Raw genomic sequence first — 18351 nt, 5'->3', positions numbered from 1 at the left:
TCCAGCGGTGACGGAGTCGATCAGGGCCACGGCGTCACCGCTAGGGCACTTCTTCGGTCTTCCGGCCGGAGTGTGCCGAAGTTCGACGGCTTAGAGCTCCCGCAGATAGGCGGGCGCTCATGGGCGTCGCTTGGGGCGGTCGTCCCAGCGGTGGGTGGTCCAGGCTCGGCGGATCAGGCTACGGATGGTGATGATCGTGTCCGCGAGGTCGAAGAAGGCGTTGATGACGGTCGCACGGCGCTCGTAGCAGCGGGCAAGGCGGTGGAAGACATTCTGCCAGGCGTGCGTGCGCTCGACATGCCACCGCTGGCTCGCCTGGATCGGCGCCTTCTCACCCTTGTGCGCGATGCGGCCGTGCAGGTTGCGGGCGGCGAGTTCGGTGCGGCTAATGTCCGAGTCGTAGCCGGCGTCCAGATGGACTGTGATGTCGTCGGGCAGCGGCCCGAGGTCGTCCAGCAGGTCCAGGGTCGGCGCGAGAAGCGGTGAGTCGTGGCGGTTCGCCCCGGCCAGGACCCGGCCGAGTGGGATCCCGTAACCATCTGTCATGCCTGAGCGTTTCAAGCCCTGCTTGCCGCGATCGACCGGTGAGGGCCCGGCGACCTCGCCGCCGCCGGGGGCCTTGGTGATGGAGCCGTCGATGGCGATCTGGTCGAGCACGAGCCCGACGATCCGGTCGTAGGACTCCAGCATGATCTGTTTGAGCCGGGCGAAGATGCCGAGCCGGATCCACTCGTCGCGGCGGTTGCGGATGGTGGTCGCCGAGCAGGTCGTGTCGGAGATCGCCTGGTAGGAGCAGCCGAATCGCAGAAGCTGCAACAGCTTGTCGAACACGATCCGGTCGCTGATGCGGCGGCGGTGGCACCCCAGCGGGTGGGACGGATCGACCGTAGGGCGCTCAGGCAAGAACGCCGCGAATTGGTCCCAGAGCGGGTCAGTCAGCCATGATGGAAGCACGGGCACAGGTCCCCCAGTGATCACAGAGCGTCGCAACTCCATGATCACCGGGTCCTGGGCCCGCCTTGTCGCCGGGGACTTCCCACGCCGCCTGTCTGCGTGAGTGCGGCGGATTACTGATGGGCCGCCAGGTGATGGAAGTCCCATAGGCAGACTATGAAGCGGAATGTGCTATCGCCGTCTACTGCTGCAGCTTCGTGATGTCGCGCCAGAGGATGGAGGCTGTCGCTGGGACGATCAGCGTCGCCGCAGGGACGGGTCGAGCAGCGCGGGCGGGGTGTCGTTCTTCTCGTGTGCGGCGAGGTCGGCGCCGGGGGCGACGATGGCGTCGATCGCGTCGAGTACGTCGGTGGGGAGCTTGGTGTCTGCGGCGGCGAGCTGCGAGTGCAGGTGGTCCGGCGTCCGGGGGCCGATGAGCGCGCTGGTCACGCCGGGGTGCGCGGTCACGAAGCCAAGCGCGAGCTGGATCATCGTCAGGCCGGCGTCGTCGGCGACTCCGGCCAGCCGCTCGACGGCGTCGAGCCTGGCCCGGTTGGAGGGGGTGGTGGTGTCGAAGCGTTGCGGCATGAACGTTGAGCGGCTGGTGGTGATGTCCCTGCCCTCGCGGATCGCGCCCGACAGCCAGCCCGAGGCCAGTGGGCTCCACACCAGGACGCCGAGCCCGTACTGCTCTGTCACGGGCAGCACATGGGTCTCGACGCCGCGTTGCAGGATCGAGTAGCTGGGCTGTTCGGTGACGTAACGGCTCAAGTGGTGCTCGCGGGCGGCCCACTGGGCTTGCACGATGCGGTAGGCGGGAAAGGTCGAGGAGCCGAAGTAGCGGATCTTTCCCGCGCGCTGCAGGTCGGTCAACGCTGACAGGGTCTCCTCGTCGCTGGTGTTCGGATCCCACCGGTGGATCTGGTAAAGGTCGACGTGGTCGACGCCGAGCCGACGCAGGCTGTCCTCCAGCGCGGTGACCAGCCAGCGGCGCGAACTGCCCTGGCGGTTGCGCTCGTCGCCCATCGGCATGGTCGCTTTCGTGGCCAGCACGATGTCCTCGCGGCGCCCGGCGATGGCCTTGCCGACCATCTCCTCCGACTCGCCGCCGCTGTACACGTCGGCAGTGTCGATCAGGTTGATCCCCGCCTCCAGCGCGGCGTCGACGATGGCGGTGACCTCGTCCTGGGTGGTGCGCCCGATCTTTCCGAAGTTCATCGCGCCGAGCGCGAGGGTGCTGACCTGCACACCGGTGCGGCCCAAGGTGCGGTACTGCATGACCGTGTCTCCTCATGGGGGAAGCGTGGTGCATTACATGGCTTGGTTACCGGGTTCCTGCTCTGGCATTATGAGCAAAACGGAACCTCGTTCCGGAACCATACGGAACATGGTTCCGTTTTTGCAAGCGGTGAGTGGAAGGAACGCGTGGTGAGCGACAGCTGCGAGGGCACAGGACAGGCGGCCCCGTCTGGGCGGAAGGACGCCCGACGTAACAAGGAAACCCTGCTCGATGCGGCCGCCGCGGTCTTCGTCACGTCAGGCGTGGACGCGCCGGTACGCGACATCGCGGCCAAGGCGGGCGTCGGGCTGGGGACGATCTACCGCCACTTCCCGACGCGAGCGGACCTCATCATCGGCGTCTACCGGCATCAAGTCGACGCCTGCGCCGATGCCGGTCCGGCCCTCTTGGCGACTAGCTCTCCGCACACAGCCCTAGGGAAGTGGATCAACCTCTTCGTCGATTTCCTGGTGGCCAAACACGGACTCGCCTCTGTGCTACAGGCCGACAACGCCGGCTTCGAGGCGCTGCATGCCTACTTCCTCGACCGTCTCCTACCCGTCTGCACCGAACTGCTCGAAGCCGCAGCCGTCGCCGGCGAGATCCGCCCCGACATCGACGCGTATCAGCTCATGCGTGGCGTCGGTAACCTCTGCATCGGCGCGGACAGCGATCCCCGCTACGACGCACGCCGGATGACCGAACTGCTCATCGCAGGGCTACGCCGACCACACCACTGACCTCGGCGACCTCGCGCGTGCGGCTCTGCCAGGAGGTCGCGCGATCACCGCCACCCCGGATCGACCGCTCCCCTCGGTCGCCTTCGGCACCACCGAGGAAGCCGCCACCGCGGCCCTCTTCCCCATGGTCAACAACTACGTCACCGGTCAGATACATCACCATCGACGACGGCGAAACCCTCAGCTGAAACCGGCCACCACCTGGGCTCAGACTCGAGCATGACGGCAGCACGTGCGCAGGTCTGCCCAGTGATCACAGAGCGTCGCAACTTCGTGATCACCAGGACCGGTGTCCGCCTTGTCGCCAGGGACTCCCCAACCTGCCTATCTGTGCGACCTCTTAGACCGTGTCCTAGATGGTCAGTTGGTCGTTGTGTTCGCTATGGGGAGTGGACGGTGGGGATGGATCGTTCCGGACGGGCTGTGGGAGCAGCGAGGCCGTTGTTGCCGTCGGCGCGCGTGCGGCCGCAAGGTGGCGGGGTTGCGAACATCGATGATGAGGCTGTCTTCGCAGCGATCATCTACGTGCTGGTCAGTGGATGCGCCTGGCGGGCATTGCCGCCGTGCTTCGGGGCGTCGAAGTCGACCGTGCACCGTCGGTTCGTCATCTGGTCGAGAGCTGGCGTGTGGGGCCAGCTGCATCAGAAGATTCTCCAGCTACTGGATGAACAGGGCTTGATCGACCTGTCTCGGGCGGTCCTGGACTCCGCGCACGTTCGCGCTAAAAAGGGGCGAACTTGCAGGTCCGAGCCCCGTGGACCGGGGCAAGCCAGGTTCCAAGATGCACGTTCTGTCCGATGCGGACGGACTGCCCCTACGCGTCGGACTCTCCGCGGCCAACACCCACGACAGCCAGGCCCTGAAGCCGATGCTGTCCCATTTCCACATGGGACACGAATCCCACGCGACCGAATCCAAACCGGTCCGCCTACATGCCGACAAGGCGTACGACATCCCTCACCTGCGGAAATGGCTCTGGGGCAAACACATCGGGTCCGCATCGCACGCAAGGGCATCGAGTCCAGCGAACGACTCGGCCGCCGAAGGTGGGTCATCGAGCGCACCATGTCCTGGCTGACCGGCTACCGTCGACTCAGCCACCGCTACGAACGAAATCCCCGCAACTACCTGGCCTTTCTCGGCCTCGCAGCCGCTCTCTGCTGCTACAAACGGTTCCTCAAACTGACCATGTAGGACACGGTCTTAGGCGATCATCAGGTCGTTAACTCGGATTACTGGACGGTGCTCGGGGACTCCGAGCGGGATCAGTGGACGTATGTCCCACGTCAGACCATTGGACCACTGCGCTTCGGGATGGGCCGGGAGGAGGCCGTCACCGTCATGGCGGCGTACGGCTTCGCCGCAGAGGAGAGCAACATGGGGAGCTGGCACTCGGGCCTTGACCCCTGACGTTGAACACACGAGACACTGGATCCTGAGGATCTGAGAACGGACATCTCGTAGTGATGAAGAACTATCCGCCGCAGTTCAAGGCGGACGCGGTCGCGCTGTACGAGTCGCGGCCGGAAGCGACGATCAGGTCGGTCGCCGCCGATCTGGGGATCAACCCGGAGACCCTGCGGAACTGGGTCCGGGCAGCCGGGGTAAGCCGTCCCCGGGGACGGCGGACGCAGGAACCGTCTTCGCCGCCGACGCCGCTGGAGGCGGAGAACGCCGCCTTGCGGAAGAAGGTTCGCGAGCTGGAGGAGGAACGCGAAATACTCCGCAAAGCGGCAAAGTATTTCGCCGGGGAGACGCGCTGGTGAACCGCTTCCAGTGTGTCGCCGACCTCCAGCGCCGTTACGGCGTGAAGCGGCTCTGCAGCATCCTTGGCGTCAGCCGCTCGAGCTTCTACTACTGGCGCCGGACAGCCGCTGACCGGGCCGCTCGGCAGGTGGCCGACGCCCGCCTGGCCGCCCGGATACGGGCGGTGCACCAGGAATCGGACGGCACCTACGGAGCCCCGAGGATCACCGCCGAGCTGCGCGAGGAGAACGGTGAGGCGGTCAACCACAAGCGGGTCGCCAGGATCATGCGGGCGTCGGGAATCGAAGGAGTCCGGTTGCGCCGCCGGCACCGCACCACCGTCTCTGACGCGGCCGCGGCCAAGGCGCCCTGATCGGCCGCGACTTCACCGCGGACGAGCCGAACACGAAGTACGTCGGCGACATCACCTACCTGCCCATCGACGGCGGGAAGTTCTGCTACCTGGCGACCGTCATCGACCTCGCCTCGCGCCGTCTGGCCGGCTGGGCGATCGCCGACCACATGCGCGCGGACCTCGTCACCGACGCCCTCGCGGCGGCAGTCCGAACCCGCGGCAGCCTCGCCGGATCGATCATGCACACCGACCACGGAGCCCAGTACCCGAGCAGAGCCTTCGCCCAAGCCTGCAGGGGTTCGGCAAAGCATGAGCGCGGTCGGGTCCAGCGCGGACAACGCACTCGCCGAGTCCGCCAACGCGACCTTCAAACGCGAGACCCTGCAAGGACGAAAGAGCTGGCCGACCGAGCGCAAGGCCCGACTCGATGCCTTCCGATGGCTCCACCGCTACAACAATCGACGCCGACACTCCCACCTCGGACAACGATCACCGATCGCCTTCGAGAACGCCCTCCACCGCACACCAACTACGCTGGTGCAAGCCGCATAACCCGTGTTCAGGATTCGGGGTCAAGGCCCCCGCCCACTGGGCGTCAGTCAACGGCACACTCAGACCAACGATCGGATGATCCGAAAGAAACGCTCTAGGGCTGTCCGGCCAAACATGCTGCTTAGGGTGTGCGAGCGGGCTGAAGGGGGCGAACGAGACCATCAGCACGTCCTGTCAGTGGAGCCAACTGTGAGGCACCAATCACTGGATCCGCCCTGAGGGCGGGGGCCTACAAGTAAGGCGGGCGCATCGTGAAGTCCTGGAGTTCTCGGCGCAAGGCCGTCACGGCCGTGATCACCTTGGCCCTGGTCACAGTGGGAGGCTGCTTCGCCGCTTTGACCGAGCGGCCCGAGCGAATCGAACATGCACGGATTGTCGGCACATGGACCGGCGACGACGGGGCACGGGTTGAGCTGGAAGCGGATGGCCGGTTCGAGATGACCGGCATCCCGCGCAGCGCCGTCATCTTCAGCTTCATCGATCCGCCCCCCGGTGACGGAAAGTTGTCCGGGAGCGGGACCTGGGAGGCCGTAGGGGACAGCGACAGCGTGGCGAGCATCCTGCTGTACGTCGACGCCGGCGGGTCATTCTCCGAGAAGACGGAGGTCGAGGAGTTGGGTGTGGCACGAAGTGGTGAGCAGCCAGTGCTCTACTTCGCCACCCTCCCCGACAAGTGGTACGGGTTCGAGATCCGCAAGACCGGCACCTGAGCGGCCGCAAAGGTCCAAGTACGGCTAGCGACCAATCGTGCGAGGCTGGAGTCATGGCCCGCGTCGACTACATCAATGACCCGCACGCTCCGAAAGCGAACAGCATCGCCCCCTCGGTCACCGCCGTGGCGCTGCGGGACGAGGACGCCGGCAAGCTGTATCGGCTGCGTGAGCGCGATCGCGAGCTGGACCGGCTCACCGGTCATGTCAGGAAGTTCGCCGCGATGATGACCGGCCGCCACGGCGACCGCCTTCGAGGACTGGATCACTGGCGCCGAACAGGACACCCTGGCCCCGCTGGCGTCCTTCGCCGCGACTTCGCCGCCGTCCGCAACGGCCTGTCCTTGCCGCATAGCTCCGGCGCTGTCGAAGGCAACATCAACCGGCTGAAGATGCTGAAGTGCCAGATGTTCGGCCGGGCCGGCCTCGATCTCCTTCGCAAACGCGTCCTGCTCGCACGATGAGTCCGGACCGGCCGGATCACAAGATCGTCGACAGAACCCGGATCTTCACGTGGATGGCGTCGATGAAGACCACCGGGTAGACGGCGTCCAGGGGACGGTTCTGCCATTCGGCCATGCCTTCGAGGACCTTGTCGGTGATCGTGGAGATCGTCTGGCGCGACACCTCGGCGCCATAGACCTCGGCAAGGTGGGCCTGGACCTCACCGGTGGTCAAGCCCTTCGCCGCGAGTGAGATGACCATCTCGACGCCGGTCAAGCGCTTCTGGCGCTTCTTGACGATCTTCGGCTCGAAGGAGCCCTCGCGGTCGCGGGGCACGGTTATCTCCACCGGGCCCACGTCGGTCAGCACGGTCTTGGCTCGGGTGCCGTTGCGTGAGTTGCCGCCGTTCTTCCCCGCCGGATCGTGCTTGTCATAGCCGAGGTGGTCGGTGAGCTCGGCCTGATGGCCGACTCCAGGAGCCGCTTCGTCAGCGGCTGGAGCAGCCCGCACTCGCCGGTCAGCTGCAGGCCCTCGGCCTGAGCCCGGCCCACCAGCTCGTCGATCAGCCGGTCGTCCACAAACTTCGACGGCGCCGTCTCAGACGGCTCGACGGGCTCGGTCTCGGTCACGTTGTTGCTGGTCATCGATGCATCTTCCATGATCGGGAGTTACGTCGAACGCTTTACAGTCCCATTCAGTCCCCTCGGCCGGGGAGAGCGCGCTCAATATTGGTCTTGCGATGGGGACGGTGAGCTGACGGATGTGGTGTGGACGAGGTGGCAAGTGCTCCGGTTATGCAGGGCTTTTGTGTGGCTCGCACTGTCCCTTGCTGTCAGACTAATCAGATGCGCCGTCTCGTGGTCATTGACGCTCCGTCCAATCTCGGCCTCCGGCCGCCCGCCGAGGGCACCGTGCCCGGGTGTTACAAACTGGCGGGCGCGCTGCGCGAGCAGCGGTTGGTGCAGCGGCTCGGGGCGCATGAGGGCGGAGTCCTGGTTCCGCCCCGCTACGACCGCGGCGACTGGACGATGGGCGACGGCGTGTTCAACGCTCAGGCTATCGCCGCGTACACGCGCAAACTCGCCGACCGCATTGAGCACCACGTCCGGGCACGGGACTTCCCCGTCGTCCTGGGCGGGGACTGTTCCATCCAGCTCGGCGCCTCACTCGCCCTGCGCCGCATCGGACGGTACGGGCTCGCCGTTATCGACGGTTCTGCGGACTTTCGGCACCCGGGGAACTCCGACCGTATCGGTGCTGCCGGCGGTGAGGAGTTAGCCATCGGAACGGGACGTGGCCAGAGGGACCTGACAAACCTCGAAGGGCTGCAGCCATACTTCAAGGACGAGGATGTACGAGTCCTCGGCATCCGGGACTATGACGAAGAGCGGGCCGAGCTCACAGAGTTGAAGATCATGAACGCGACGGTCGAGGAGATCCGGGCCCGGGGCGCCGAGGAATTGGCGGGCGCGGTTCTGCAGACTCTCGAGGGGCCCGTCACCGAAGGGTTCTGGGTGCACCTGGATGCAGACGTGCTGGACCCGTCCGTGATGCCTGCCGTCGATAGTCCCGACCCTGGCGGGCTCCTGCCTCACGAACTCGCCCCGTTGCTGAAGACCTTGGTGCAGTCGGAACGGTGCGTCGGTCTCAACCTCACCATCTACGATCCTGATCTGGACCCCGACGGTTCCTGTGCCGCCCTTCTCGCCGACATCCTCCAGACGGCCTTCACCTTCCACTGACCGCAATAGAAGACCGATGAAGATCTTGATGAGGGGCTGTCCGGCCGTCAGGCCGGACAGCCCCCGTGGTCATGTGCTGGCCGGTGCGAGGTGCCAGGTGCCACTGGTGTGGGTGAGCCCGAGGTTGATCAGTCGGCGGAGGTTGAGGGCGGCGGTTCGGGTGTGGAGCCAGGTGTCGTTCCTGATGGTGCCGCAGTAGCGCAGGCGCCTGTTGCCGTGGTGGACGAGCCAGGCGACGGCCCGTTCGACCGGTGGCCGCCAGCGGCGGTAGTCGGCCTGCCAGCCGGGGTCGGTGGCGGTCTGATGGCGGGCGGTTGTCTGGAGGCCGTGGTGCGGTCGGATGGTCAGGATGCGTCCTGCCCTGGCTTTGGTGCACCGCTCACGCAGAGGGCATCCAGTGCACAAATCCCCGAAGGTGGCTTTGCGTTGGTGGTACTGCCCGCCGGGGGCGGACAGGGGGACGGTGTGCCAGTCAGCGTAGAGAGCGACCGCGTGGGAACGACACCGTTTCGGCCGTAGCGGGAAACACCAAGCCGGGGTGCAGGACGTTCCTGTTGGGTGCCGCGCCCGCTTGGACACTCACCGAACCGGGGCGACACCGACTCCAGGCCGTTCCCGTAAAGCGCATACGTCTGTCCGTATGGGACGCCCTCGCCTCACCCGACGACATCGAGGACCTGGACGGGTGGACGCTTCACCGGCTCCGGCACAGCGCCCTGACACACGACGCCGAGGACGGCACCTCGACCCCGATGCTGCTGGCCCGCTCCCGCCACGCCTCCGTCCGCTCCCTGGAGCGATACGCCCGCCCCGGCCTCGACTCGGTCGTCCGGCACGTCGCCGAACGCGACCCCGCCGCACGTCGAAGGACGTAGCACCCCTCGTTTGCGGCTGGTGACAGCGTTCTTACCGGCACCCCAAGATCTCCGTGGGTTCGAGGAAACCGGAGGTCCTTCAGCGCGAACCCACGGGTCCGCCGGTGTGCGTCAGGCCGATGCATCCGTGGGTTCGGGTGAAACACGAGGATGCTGAGGGATCCGAAGGGTCTCGGCGGTGACGTCGGCCTGGATGTCCTCGGTCATCGTGACCGCCTGCCGAACTGCCAGTTGTGCACCCAAGGTCGGCGCACCGGTCCGGGGTCGGGATGGCGCGGGCCGTGTCCGGGTCCGGCCTCCAGACCAACGCCGCCGTCCCCAGCCGGGTGGCGCCGTTGTCGGACAGCCGCGGTCCGTAGGCGATCAGCTCGTCCCGGTCGAGCGGCACCGCGAGGTCGGCGGCCTGCCCCGTGCCGAGGCCGAGCACTAGGTCAGGTCTGATCCGCGGCGCGCAGGGCCCGCGCCAGCCACTCCAGCTCCTCGGTCGCGTCGGGCGACGAATCCTGCCCGCGCACACGGGCGACGAGCCTGCGGTAATTCTCCGCTCCTGCCTCGATCCCCGCCTCCAGGCTGCGCAGCACGGCGGCCCGATCGGCCTCACCGAACAGCTCGGACAGCACCTCGGCCACTGCCGGCCCCTCGGGAGCGACCCCGCCTTTTCTGACCTCCGCGACGGTCTGCACGATCTGCCGGGCCCACCAGATGGACGCCCCGGGGGGACGGCCCTGCCCCGGTACGGGCGTGTTGAGCTCCATCCATGTGCGCAACCGGGCGCGGAAACCGGGGTCCCGCACCAATTCCGCCAGTTCGATCCAGGCGTCGACCTGCTCAGATGTGGGATCGTCGGGCAATTCGATGCTGAAGGTGCGCATGCGGTCGCGCAGGCGCGGGTCGTCGAGGCCGCCGAACACCTCCTCCTTGAACTCGTCGATGATCTGCTTGCGCTCGGCCGCGGAAAGCCGCGCCAACCGGTTCATCAGTGTTGTCTCCTCAACGGTCGAACCCCGTTTCGCCACGGTGGACAGGACGGCCCGGCTCACCTTGAGTGAGCGGATCTGCGCGTCGAGCGCGGCCACATGCGCGTCGGCGACCTCGGCGACCGTGGTGCGGCCGCTCAGGACGCGGCACACGTCGTCGAGCCCGAGGCCCAGCTCCCGCAGGGTGCGGACCAGCTCGACGCGGGCCACGGACTCGGCGTCGTACAACCGGTAGCCGCCCGCGGAGCGGGCCACAGGCGGCACCGCCCCCTCGTCCGACCAGAAGCGCAGGGTACGCACCGGAAGTCCGGTGCGGCGCGCGAGCCGGCCAATGGTGAGCACGTCGGGGCGTTCGTCGTCCATGAGCTAGATCCTCAACCCTCCGGCGGCTGGAGACTCAAGTGCCTCAGTGCGACATCCCGTGAGTTCTCCAGAGCTCTGCCGAGTTTTCTCACCACCGCCAGCGCCGACAGCATGCGCCTCCTCGCCTTCGACCAGACTGCAGACTGATCAGATCGGACGAGAAAGCTTCGGGAATCCCGAAGTCACGTCACTGACCGGCCGATCACGCGAGCGAGAGAGAAGCCCCAGGCCAGGGGCTCAGGGCCCTGGCAAGAACCACGGGAACCCACAGGATGTCGCACAGAGGCAGGAGTGCTGCGTCGGCGTCGCGGACGCTGTCGGGCGCGAGCAGCTGGATCATTCTGCGCGTATCCCCGGTTTGGGCTGCTGACAGGAAGGCTTCGACGATCTGCTGGTCTGGTCGACTGTCCTGCTCCGAGGCGTGCTGGGCGTTATCGAGGCGTCGTCGAGCTCTGCTGGCGTGTTTCTTGGCACTGGGCACTGTCCCGCCCAGCACGTGCGCAATCTGGTCGAACGGCACAGAGAACAGGTCATGCAGGACGCACGCCACCCGTTGGGACGGGGTCAACTGGTGCAGCAGGACCATGAGCGCCCGGGAGACGTCCTCTGTGCGGAGGATTGCTTCGTCCGCGGCCAGTTCTGCGGCCGGGATGGCGTCCGCGAGCAGCGGCGCTTCGTTGCGACGGCGTCGGGCACGCAGCTCGTCCAAGCAGACTCGGGCGGTGACCGTCGTGAGCCAGGCTGACGGGTTCTCAATCGATGGTGAGGATCGGGCAGTCATGACCCGCAGCCACGCCGCTTGGACGGCGTCTTGGGCGTCGTGAGCCGAGCCGAGCATGCGGTGGGCAGCCGACAGCAGATGTGGTCGTGCGGTCTCGAATTCTTCGACCGTGATCGGCATGGGTGTCACCTTTCCGGGTTTGCGGACGTCAGGACGGTTGGTTCAACCCGTTCTTGTTCGCATCCCGAGGAGATGGCAACGTCATGAGCCTACAGATGGTGCGGTTCCGCACCGACAGCGGCACAGCTGCCGAGGTCCGGTCGCAACTTGTAAGGGTGTTCGCCGCCCTCCACGCGGCATCGCCCCAGAGCGTGGTGTACACGGCGTACTCCAGTGAGTCGGGGCAGGATTTCATCCTGGCCCTCGAGACGGAGGAGGCAGCAGAGAATCCGTTGATGGGACTGCCGCAAGCCGCTCAGCTACGAGACCTGATCAGCCGCGCCGTGGGAGCGCCGGTTCTACCAGAACCGTTCACCGTCGTGGGGTCGTACAACTCGTGAGCTCCGTAATGATTGTCGCCACTGTTGGATGCATCGTTGCGAACGCGTTGATTGCGATCGCGGACTACGCGCGGGCACCGTTCGTGCTGGCGAACTCTGCAGAGGTTCGACTCCCGCCAGCTGCGGTGCCGTACCTGGCGACCCTCAAACTCGCGGGCGCTGCCGGCCTTCTCATAGGGCTGTCCGGGGTCCACTGGCTGGGCCTGGCGGCAGGAATCGGCCTGACCGCGTTCTTCATCGGCGCGGTCCTGGCTCACGTCCGCGCACGCGTCTTCTACAACATCGCCTTCCCGGGCGGCTACCTGCTACTCGCAGTCGCCAGCACCGGCTTCTTCGTGGGCAAAATATGACACACGCCAACGCACCCCTCTCCGTGGAAGGCCGCCGCCGGTTGATCGAACGCTGTAAAACGCGTCCGATTGCGCACGTCGCCGCAGAGACACCGAACCGTTGCCCGACGAGAAAGCTGCCACCGCGATCGCATTCCTACACCGGGCCAGGGCCTGGTTCGCCGCCCACGGCATCACCCGTATCGAGAGGATCATCACCGACAACGGTGCCTGCTACCGCGCAGATGCCTTCGGGCGCGCGCTGCTCGGCGCGAAGCACAAGCGCACCAAGCCCTACACGCCCAAGCACAACGGGAAGGTCGAGCGGTACAACCGGATCCTGTCCGAAGAATTCCTCTACTCGCGCACTTGGACCTCCGAACAGCAACCGGTCAGATGCCGTCGGCATCTGGAACGTGCACTACAACTACCACCGGCCCCACGGCGCTGCTGGGGGCAAGCCACCCGCCGCGGTGCTCGACCCACGCGTCACCAACGTCATGGCCTCGTACAGCTAGCCCTCGGATGGCAGCGAGCCACCCTCAGGGTGGCGAGACGGTTGCCAGTGCCCTGGCCAGTCCGGAGCGACGACGGCCTCTCCCCTGCGCCGGCGGTTTCTAGGGGTCGTGGCGCGGAGTCAGGAGACGGGGCGTACCTGGCGGCGGCGCTGGGCGTCGGCAGGGGAGGCGCGGCGGGGACGGCCGGCGCGGGCGTCGGGCAGGACGTCTGGGGCATCCAGTGCGTCTATGGCGAGCTGCGCCAGCTCCGGGTTCTGTGCGAAGAAGAACCGCGGATTGACGCGGTAGAGGGTGGTTCCGCCGGGGCGCTGGATCAGACGCAGGGTGGTAAGGCGGGTGAGCGCGTCGTGAACCGTGGAGACCGAGGTTGAGCAGTCCGCTCCCACAGGTCATCCGACACGATCCACGGCGAAGTCCCCATGACCGCACAACGCCCAACTCCTGACGCGGACACGGTCACAGGACCGATCCACGTCATTGTGTTAGCGGTTGTAAGGCGCCCTCCTGATGAAGGCGGCCGGCGGATCCTTCCAAGCAGTTCCGCCTATCGGCGCGGTGGAGGAACATCAGGGGACCTCGAAGAAGGTTCCCCCACCCAGTTAGGTCGACCAGCTGTCCGAGCTGGTCGACATCGAAGCCGCCTACCCATCCGTCCTGAGTAACTCTCAGGTACGCGATCGGCAATTCGATCTGAGGGCTGACCAGATCCTCGGTCACCCGTGGGCGTGTGGGTGCCGAGCACTCTCGAAGTAGAGGCCAGCCGGATGGAACTTCCGCGGCAGGTACGTGACTGGGCACGGCGGTTCCGGCTTCTCTGGCTGGTTCGTGAGGGCAGGGTGAGGAACCACGCTCCCCAACACGTTTCCGAGGCGGTGGCGGAGCTCAAGAACTCCGTGACGGCACTGCGTGAACTGATACAGCTGCTGCCGCAGGATGACTGGGCGGGTACGCGTGGTCGTCGACACCAACTGCGGGAGATCGGGTGCGGTGGCGATTAGGCTCCGAAGTCGGAGTAACTCGAACGTTCCAAGGCAATGGCCGAACTCCCGCTTCCGGGAGCCCGGCCGTTTGGTGGAGCCTCACGGACCGGTGAGGATGTCGTGCGTGCCGATACGGCGCCAGATGGCGTGAGGCGCGCCTGGGCGGAGGGCGGCCCCGTACGCGACCGCTGCGTGTCCTGCGGTCAGGGCTGTCGGCCGCCGTCAGAACTGTGGCTTTCCACCGTCACGCACTATGAATCTTGGGAGCTTCGGGCCCCTTTTCCTGGGCCGGAAGCTTCGGCGGCGTTGTTGATTCAGACGCGGTGGCGTTAGTGCTGCTCGCAGCACGGCGGGCCTGAAGGAACCAGCCGTTTTTGATGCAGCGACGTGTTTTGTCATCTACCCACGTCAGGCGGTCGGCCGCGTAGGAGGGGGTGTCGTGCAGCAGGAGGAGGCACATCAGCCGGTACGCCCGACTGCGTAGGCTCTTCTTGTTCTCTACTGCGGCGCTCGCGCGCAGGTAAGCCTCGACGGAGGCCATGTTCCAGTCGTCACCCAGTTCCTCCCCAGCGGCTGCGGTCATAGCTGCCTTGGCATCTTGGGATTGCCAGTGCTTGACGTCCCCCTTGGGGCGGTCCATGGAGTAAGCGACCTGTTCCTCGGACCATCCGGCAGCCAAGGCGCCCGCCACGAGCAGCGCCCCCAGCTTCTCGACCTCATGAACGAGGGGAGCCGCCTCACGCAGCAAGCGGTGTAGCCACGGATCCACCTCCTCATTCAGCGACGTGTTGAGGTTGAGCGTCTGACTCAAGGCGGCAGCGATCGCCTCGATCTGCGCGTCGACTACTGCCTGCAGTCCTGGAGGAACCGCAAGGCCGCTGGGGTTCTCATTTCCGTCGTACGACAGACAACTTTGCTTCTCTGGCATGACCTACCAACGACCACGCCCTGGTGGTGGGAAGCCTGTGCATGCCGGATTACAACGATCGAGTCTCCCGTAACCGTAGGTTGCCAATCAGGGGCAAGCCAGAATCCCGTGGGTGCCGATGCGGCGCCAGATGATGTGGGGAGTGCCGGGGCGGCGAGCGGCCCCGTACCCGAACGTGGCACGTCCTGAGGGCCGGTGCCCATGGACCAGGTCAGTTCGTAGACGCCCGATGTTCGCTGGACGCGCTCGCGGAGGCCGGCGCGGAAGCTGCCGGTGCGCAGGTCCTCGACGAAGGCCACCACGGCACGGCGGAATCGACGGCGCTGTTCGGGGGTGAGTCGGTCCAGGTCGGCGGTGAAGCGCGGCAGGGTCTCGTACGTGGGCACGGCGAATTCCTCCGGGAAGCACGAAGCCCCCGACCGGTGGCCGGGGGCGGTGGCGGCTGTTCGTGTTGAAGGGCGTCGGTGACGTGGCGCGGTCAGGGGTGGTGGGTTGTCGGGGGTGCGGTGCGCTGGTGCGTGCGATGACGGTGGAGTCGGTCGTTGTGTGTTTCGTGGCTGGTGGTGCTCGTGTGGTCGGTGCGCAGTATTCGCACGGCCGCCGTCAGCTCCCGTCGCGGCCGTTCATCAGTTCGTTCCACTTCTGCTCGATGACCGGGTCGTTGGTACAGCGGGTGCAGTGGGGCAGGTAGTCGGTCCGTGTGGGGTACGGCACGCCAGCCGAGCGGACGACGACCCTTGGGCGGCGCGTGAGCGGGCGACGGCACAGCGGGCAGAGGTCTCCGTGGAGAAGATTCGTTTTCATGCGGCGCACTGTGCACACGTCGGCGGCTTACCGTCTCGGGCTGGTGTGACGGCCCGCCTGGCGGGCCCCACGGTAAAGATTCGGTGGTGATGGCCTCCCGCCCGGCGGGAAGGACCCCGGATCGCTCTTTTCCGCAGGTCAAAGCCGGTGTTCCATGGCCCGGTGATCAGCAAATCGGAGGTCCGCCCGGGTGACGGGTGGCGCTACTACTTCCGCGGCGTGATGGTCGGCGATGGCCACCGCCCCGCGGGCACGTCGCTGCGCGCCGCCCAGGACCAGGCCGGTGTCCCGCCCGGGATCTGGAGGGGCCAGGGCCTGGCCGCGGTCGGCCTCACGGCCGGGGACGTGGTGATCGAGCGGCAGGCCGAACTGCTCCTGGGGGAAGGCCGACACCCGGACGCCGACCGGATCGAGCGCGAGCGCCTGGAGGCGGGAAGCGCGCGGGTTCCGAGAATCCTGGACACGTACAGCGGCGAACCCGTATGTCGACGGCCGCATCTGCCGTAGTCAACGGCAAGTTCGCGCTCGTAGTGGCTTTCCGGCGGGGTACGGGGAGGGTGAAGTAGGTGAAGGCCGCGTTGTGGAGGTCGTAGATGGTGAGGAAGTCGTCGCCGTCGCCGTCGAGCTGTGCGAATTCGTCTGCGGCGTCCGGGGTCGTGGTGCCCCGCTTCAGGTGCTGTGCGGACGGTTCTGAGGACGCGTCAGCGCGTGGACTCCGGATATGTAAGCGGTGGCCGGTGCAGCCCAGGAAGGGGAAGCGGATCGGCTTCAGGCACCCTGGTCACTCCCGAAATGCGGGGCGTAATCCGGATTGGACGGGATTGGATCGGCTCACCGATGCGCCCCTTTCGTTCGTCTCGCCTCGATCGGCCGGAGGGAGCTAAGACGACCGATTACGCCTCCCCGAGAGTTATCGAACTGGGGGCAGCCAAGCAGGAGGAAGGGTGACCGTTGCAGGAACGGGAGCACCGATGGCAGCGAGGAGCTCAGCGGGAGTCGAACCCGTCGCGCTGCTGAAGTTCACCGTGCCGCCGGAGAACACCGCGCCGCTGAAGTACACCTCACCGCCGGAGAACGTAGAACCGCCCAAGTACACCTCGCTGCCGGTGAACGTCGCGTCGCTGATGTTCACCAGGCCGCCAGAGAACACCGCACGGAAGTACACCCTGCCGCCGGAGAACGTCGCGGCGCCGAAGTCCACCGTGCCGTGGGAGAACACCGCGCCGCTGAAGGACACCTCACTGCCGGAAAGCGTCGCGGTGGTGAAGTACACCTCGGCGCCGGAGAACGTCGCAGCGTGGAAGCTCACCTCACCGTCGGAGAACACCGCGCCGCTGAAGGACACCTCACCGCCGGAGAACGTTGCGTCGGCGAAGGACACCTCACCGCCGGAGAACGTTGCGCGGGTGAAGGGCACCTTGCCGTCGGAGAACGTCGCGCCGTGGAAGCTCACGATGCCGCCGGAGAACGTCGCGCCGCAGAAGTTCATATCGCCGTCGATGGTGACCCTGGTGAGATCGAGGTTGCAGCCCTGCCAGGAGCGGTGAGTGCCCCGCGGAATGCGGTAGTGGTCTCCGATGAGGCGCAGGATCGTGTGCCGGACCTCGCGCAGTGCGTGGTATCGGTCGGTCTTGTCCTGGTGGGTGTCGCGTCGTTCTTCGGTGGGTGAGCTGCCGTCGGGCAAGGGGTCGGGCAGATCACCGGGATCGGGAGAGAAGGGCAGGCGGAGGTAGGCGCATAGGACGTCGATGCATGTCTGGCGCAGGTCCTGTGTGGGGGCGTCGTCGGCGAGGCCGGCCAGGGCGTGGACCCCTCCGAGCCGGACGGCGGGTGAGTCGGATCCGAGTTTGTCGACGGCCTGGGAGAAGCGTTCGGCGTGCAGTCGGGTGGCTTCGCGGTGAGCTCCGGCCTCGTCTACGCGCTGGCGCCGGTAGGCGACGACCAGAGCGACGAGCGCGCCGGCCCCGGCAACCACCCCGAAGGAAAGCTTCACCAAGTCGAAGAGCGTCTTCGCGTCGAGCTTCGCGGTCGAGTCGATCTCCTGGAAGTCGAGCAGCACCACCAAGCCGTAGAAGATGCCGCCTGCGACCAGAACCGCGCCGACGAACGTGAGGCCGAACGCCCACCTCGGCTTCACCAGCCGCAGCTTCTGTTCGTTCAGGGAGGACCGCGACCTTCGGCTGGCTGTCATGACGATGAAGACCAGGCACGGAAGTCTGCGGTTGCAGATGGACCCCATGTACCTGCCAGGACATGAACGACCGACTACGCCCCCACCGGTGTTACGGGGATGTGGGCAGCCAAGTAGAAGGGAGGAGGACCGTCGCAGGAACAGGAGTGTTGACGGCAGAGAGAAGCCCAGTCGGGACCGGTCCCTTCGCGTTGGTAAAGTCCATGGCGCCGCCGGAGAACTCCGCGTAGTTAAAGTCCGGGGTGCGGCTGGAGAACTCCGCGTTGGTAAAGTTCATGGCGCCGCCGGAGAACCTGGCGTAGCGGAAGGGCACTTTCCCGCTGGAGAACTTCGCCTGGGCGAAGTCCGCGGTGCCGCCGGAGAACACCGTGAGGCCGAAGTCCACCGTGGCGCCGGAAAACTCCGCCAAGCTGAAGTTCAATCTGGCGCCGGAGAACACGGCACGACGGAAGTCCACTGTGCCGCCGGAGAACACCGCACCGAGGAAGTCCACCTTCCCGCTGGAGAAGTTCGCCTGGGCGAAGTCCGCGGTGCCGCCGGAGAACACCGTGAGGCCGAAGTCCACCGTGGCGCCGGAAAACTCCGCCAAGCTGAAGTTCAATCT

16 protein-coding genes and 6 pseudogenes are annotated in these 18351 nt (G+C 66.4%); 11 read left to right on the top strand and 11 right to left on the bottom strand.

Translation table 11 applies throughout. From position 1 onward, the window contains the following. Window positions 1-117 precede the first annotated feature (117 nt). Together ACFWVP_RS30730 and ACFWVP_RS30725 are read right to left on the bottom strand one after the other, a co-directional pair. Entirely contained in the window at window positions 118-960 is an 843-nt protein-coding gene (locus ACFWVP_RS30730) for an IS5 family transposase (protein WP_384501264.1), read from the bottom strand. A gap of 231 nt (window positions 961-1191) precedes the next feature. Further along, window positions 1192-2211 (bottom strand): aldo/keto reductase, encoded by a 1020-nt coding sequence (locus ACFWVP_RS30725; protein WP_384501245.1) that lies wholly within the window; start codon window positions 2209-2211, stop codon window positions 1192-1194. A 150-nt stretch (window positions 2212-2361) separates the two neighbouring features. Here ACFWVP_RS30725 and ACFWVP_RS30720 point away from each other — a divergent pair, with 150 nt between their 5' ends. The 5 genes and pseudogenes from ACFWVP_RS30720 (at window position 2362) to ACFWVP_RS30700 (ending at window position 6779) form a co-directional block, all read left to right on the top strand. After that, window positions 2362-2952 (top strand): TetR/AcrR family transcriptional regulator, encoded by a 591-nt coding sequence (locus ACFWVP_RS30720; protein WP_384501244.1) that lies wholly within the window; start codon window positions 2362-2364, stop codon window positions 2950-2952. Between the two features lie 382 nt (window positions 2953-3334). Further along, window positions 3335-4146 (top strand): annotated as a pseudogene (locus ACFWVP_RS30715) (IS5 family transposase). A gap of 272 nt (window positions 4147-4418) precedes the next feature. Then, window positions 4419-5605 (top strand): annotated as a pseudogene (locus ACFWVP_RS30710) (IS3 family transposase). A 251-nt stretch (window positions 5606-5856) separates the two neighbouring features. Continuing rightward, window positions 5857-6315: a hypothetical protein gene (locus ACFWVP_RS30705; RefSeq protein ID WP_384501243.1), complete on the top strand. Its 459-nt coding sequence runs from the start codon at window positions 5857-5859 to the stop codon at window positions 6313-6315. A gap of 53 nt (window positions 6316-6368) precedes the next feature. Beyond that, window positions 6369-6779 carry a hypothetical protein gene (locus tag ACFWVP_RS30700; RefSeq protein ID WP_384501268.1) on the top strand — a complete coding sequence of 137 codons (411 nt, stop codon included), beginning with the start codon at window positions 6369-6371 and terminating at the stop codon, window positions 6777-6779. Window positions 6780-6816: 37 nt separating this feature from the next. Here the strand turns inward: ACFWVP_RS30700 and ACFWVP_RS30695 are convergent. Then, a pseudogene (locus tag ACFWVP_RS30695) lies at window positions 6817-7403 on the bottom strand (transposase); the annotation flags it as partial. A 201-nt stretch (window positions 7404-7604) separates the two neighbouring features. Between ACFWVP_RS30695 and ACFWVP_RS30690 the strand changes: the two are divergent. Next, window positions 7605-8501 (top strand): arginase family protein, encoded by an 897-nt coding sequence (locus ACFWVP_RS30690; RefSeq protein ID WP_384501242.1) that lies wholly within the window; start codon window positions 7605-7607, stop codon window positions 8499-8501. 69 nt (window positions 8502-8570) lie between these two features. Here ACFWVP_RS30690 and ACFWVP_RS30685 read toward each other — a convergent pair whose 3' ends face one another. Next, complete coding sequence (locus tag ACFWVP_RS30685; RefSeq protein WP_384501241.1) at window positions 8571-9080, bottom strand: transposase; 510 nt, start codon at window positions 9078-9080, stop codon at window positions 8571-8573. Between ACFWVP_RS30685 and ACFWVP_RS30680 the strand changes: the two genes are divergently transcribed. Then, window positions 9056-9376, top strand: a complete 321-nt coding sequence (locus tag ACFWVP_RS30680) for a hypothetical protein (protein WP_384501240.1) — start codon at window positions 9056-9058, stop codon at window positions 9374-9376. The genes ACFWVP_RS30685 and ACFWVP_RS30680 overlap by 25 nt on opposite strands. A 203-nt stretch (window positions 9377-9579) precedes the next feature. On the opposite strand, the pseudogene ACFWVP_RS30675 reads toward ACFWVP_RS30680, so the two are convergent. The 3 genes and pseudogenes from ACFWVP_RS30675 to ACFWVP_RS30665 form a co-directional block, all read right to left on the bottom strand. Next, a pseudogene (locus tag ACFWVP_RS30675) lies at window positions 9580-9806 on the bottom strand (hypothetical protein); the annotation flags it as partial. Window position 9807: 1 nt separating this feature from the next. Further along, window positions 9808-10716, bottom strand: coding sequence for a MerR family transcriptional regulator (locus ACFWVP_RS30670; RefSeq protein WP_384501239.1), 909 nt, complete (start codon window positions 10714-10716; stop codon window positions 9808-9810). 202 nt (window positions 10717-10918) lie between these two features. Continuing rightward, the gene (locus tag ACFWVP_RS30665) at window positions 10919-11617 is read right to left on the bottom strand and encodes a sigma-70 family RNA polymerase sigma factor (RefSeq protein ID WP_384501238.1); all 699 of its coding nucleotides are present in this window, start codon (window positions 11615-11617) and stop codon (window positions 10919-10921) included. Between the two features lie 83 nt (window positions 11618-11700). Between ACFWVP_RS30665 and ACFWVP_RS30660 the strand changes: the two genes are divergently transcribed. The 3 genes and pseudogenes from ACFWVP_RS30660 to ACFWVP_RS30650 form a co-directional block, all read left to right on the top strand. Continuing rightward, window positions 11701-11997: a hypothetical protein gene (locus ACFWVP_RS30660; protein ID WP_384501237.1), complete on the top strand. Its 297-nt coding sequence runs from the start codon at window positions 11701-11703 to the stop codon at window positions 11995-11997. 8 nt (window positions 11998-12005) lie between these two features. Further along, a complete protein-coding gene (locus ACFWVP_RS30655; protein ID WP_384501236.1) occupies window positions 12006-12347 on the top strand; it encodes a DoxX family protein in 342 nt (113 codons plus the stop codon). A 58-nt stretch (window positions 12348-12405) separates the two neighbouring features. Then, window positions 12406-12844: pseudogene (locus tag ACFWVP_RS30650) on the top strand (integrase core domain-containing protein); the annotation flags it as partial. 119 nt (window positions 12845-12963) lie between these two features. Here the strand turns inward: ACFWVP_RS30650 and ACFWVP_RS30645 are convergent. Beyond that, a complete protein-coding gene (locus tag ACFWVP_RS30645; RefSeq protein WP_384501235.1) occupies window positions 12964-13230 on the bottom strand; it encodes a hypothetical protein in 267 nt (88 codons plus the stop codon). 838 nt (window positions 13231-14068) lie between these two features. Beyond that, window positions 14069-14752, bottom strand: coding sequence for a hypothetical protein (locus ACFWVP_RS30640; RefSeq protein ID WP_384501234.1), 684 nt, complete (start codon window positions 14750-14752; stop codon window positions 14069-14071). 1026 nt (window positions 14753-15778) lie between these two features. On the opposite strand from ACFWVP_RS30640, the pseudogene ACFWVP_RS30635 reads away from it, so the two are divergent. Then, a pseudogene (locus ACFWVP_RS30635) lies at window positions 15779-16039 on the top strand (conjugal transfer protein TraA); the annotation flags it as partial. A 427-nt stretch (window positions 16040-16466) separates the two neighbouring features. On the opposite strand, the gene ACFWVP_RS30630 reads toward ACFWVP_RS30635, so the two are convergent. After that, on the bottom strand, window positions 16467-17747 hold the full coding sequence (locus tag ACFWVP_RS30630; protein WP_384501233.1) for a pentapeptide repeat-containing protein: 1281 nt from the start codon (window positions 17745-17747) through the stop codon (window positions 16467-16469). A 91-nt stretch (window positions 17748-17838) separates the two neighbouring features. After that, on the bottom strand, window positions 17839-18351 hold a 513-nt coding region (locus ACFWVP_RS30625; RefSeq protein ID WP_384501232.1), incomplete at its 5' end, for a pentapeptide repeat-containing protein.

The organism is Streptomyces sp. NPDC058637, assembly GCF_042717325.1.
GTDB lineage: Bacteria > Actinomycetota > Actinomycetes > Streptomycetales > Streptomycetaceae > Streptomyces.
This window is presented reverse-complemented; position numbering and strand designations above follow the sequence as displayed.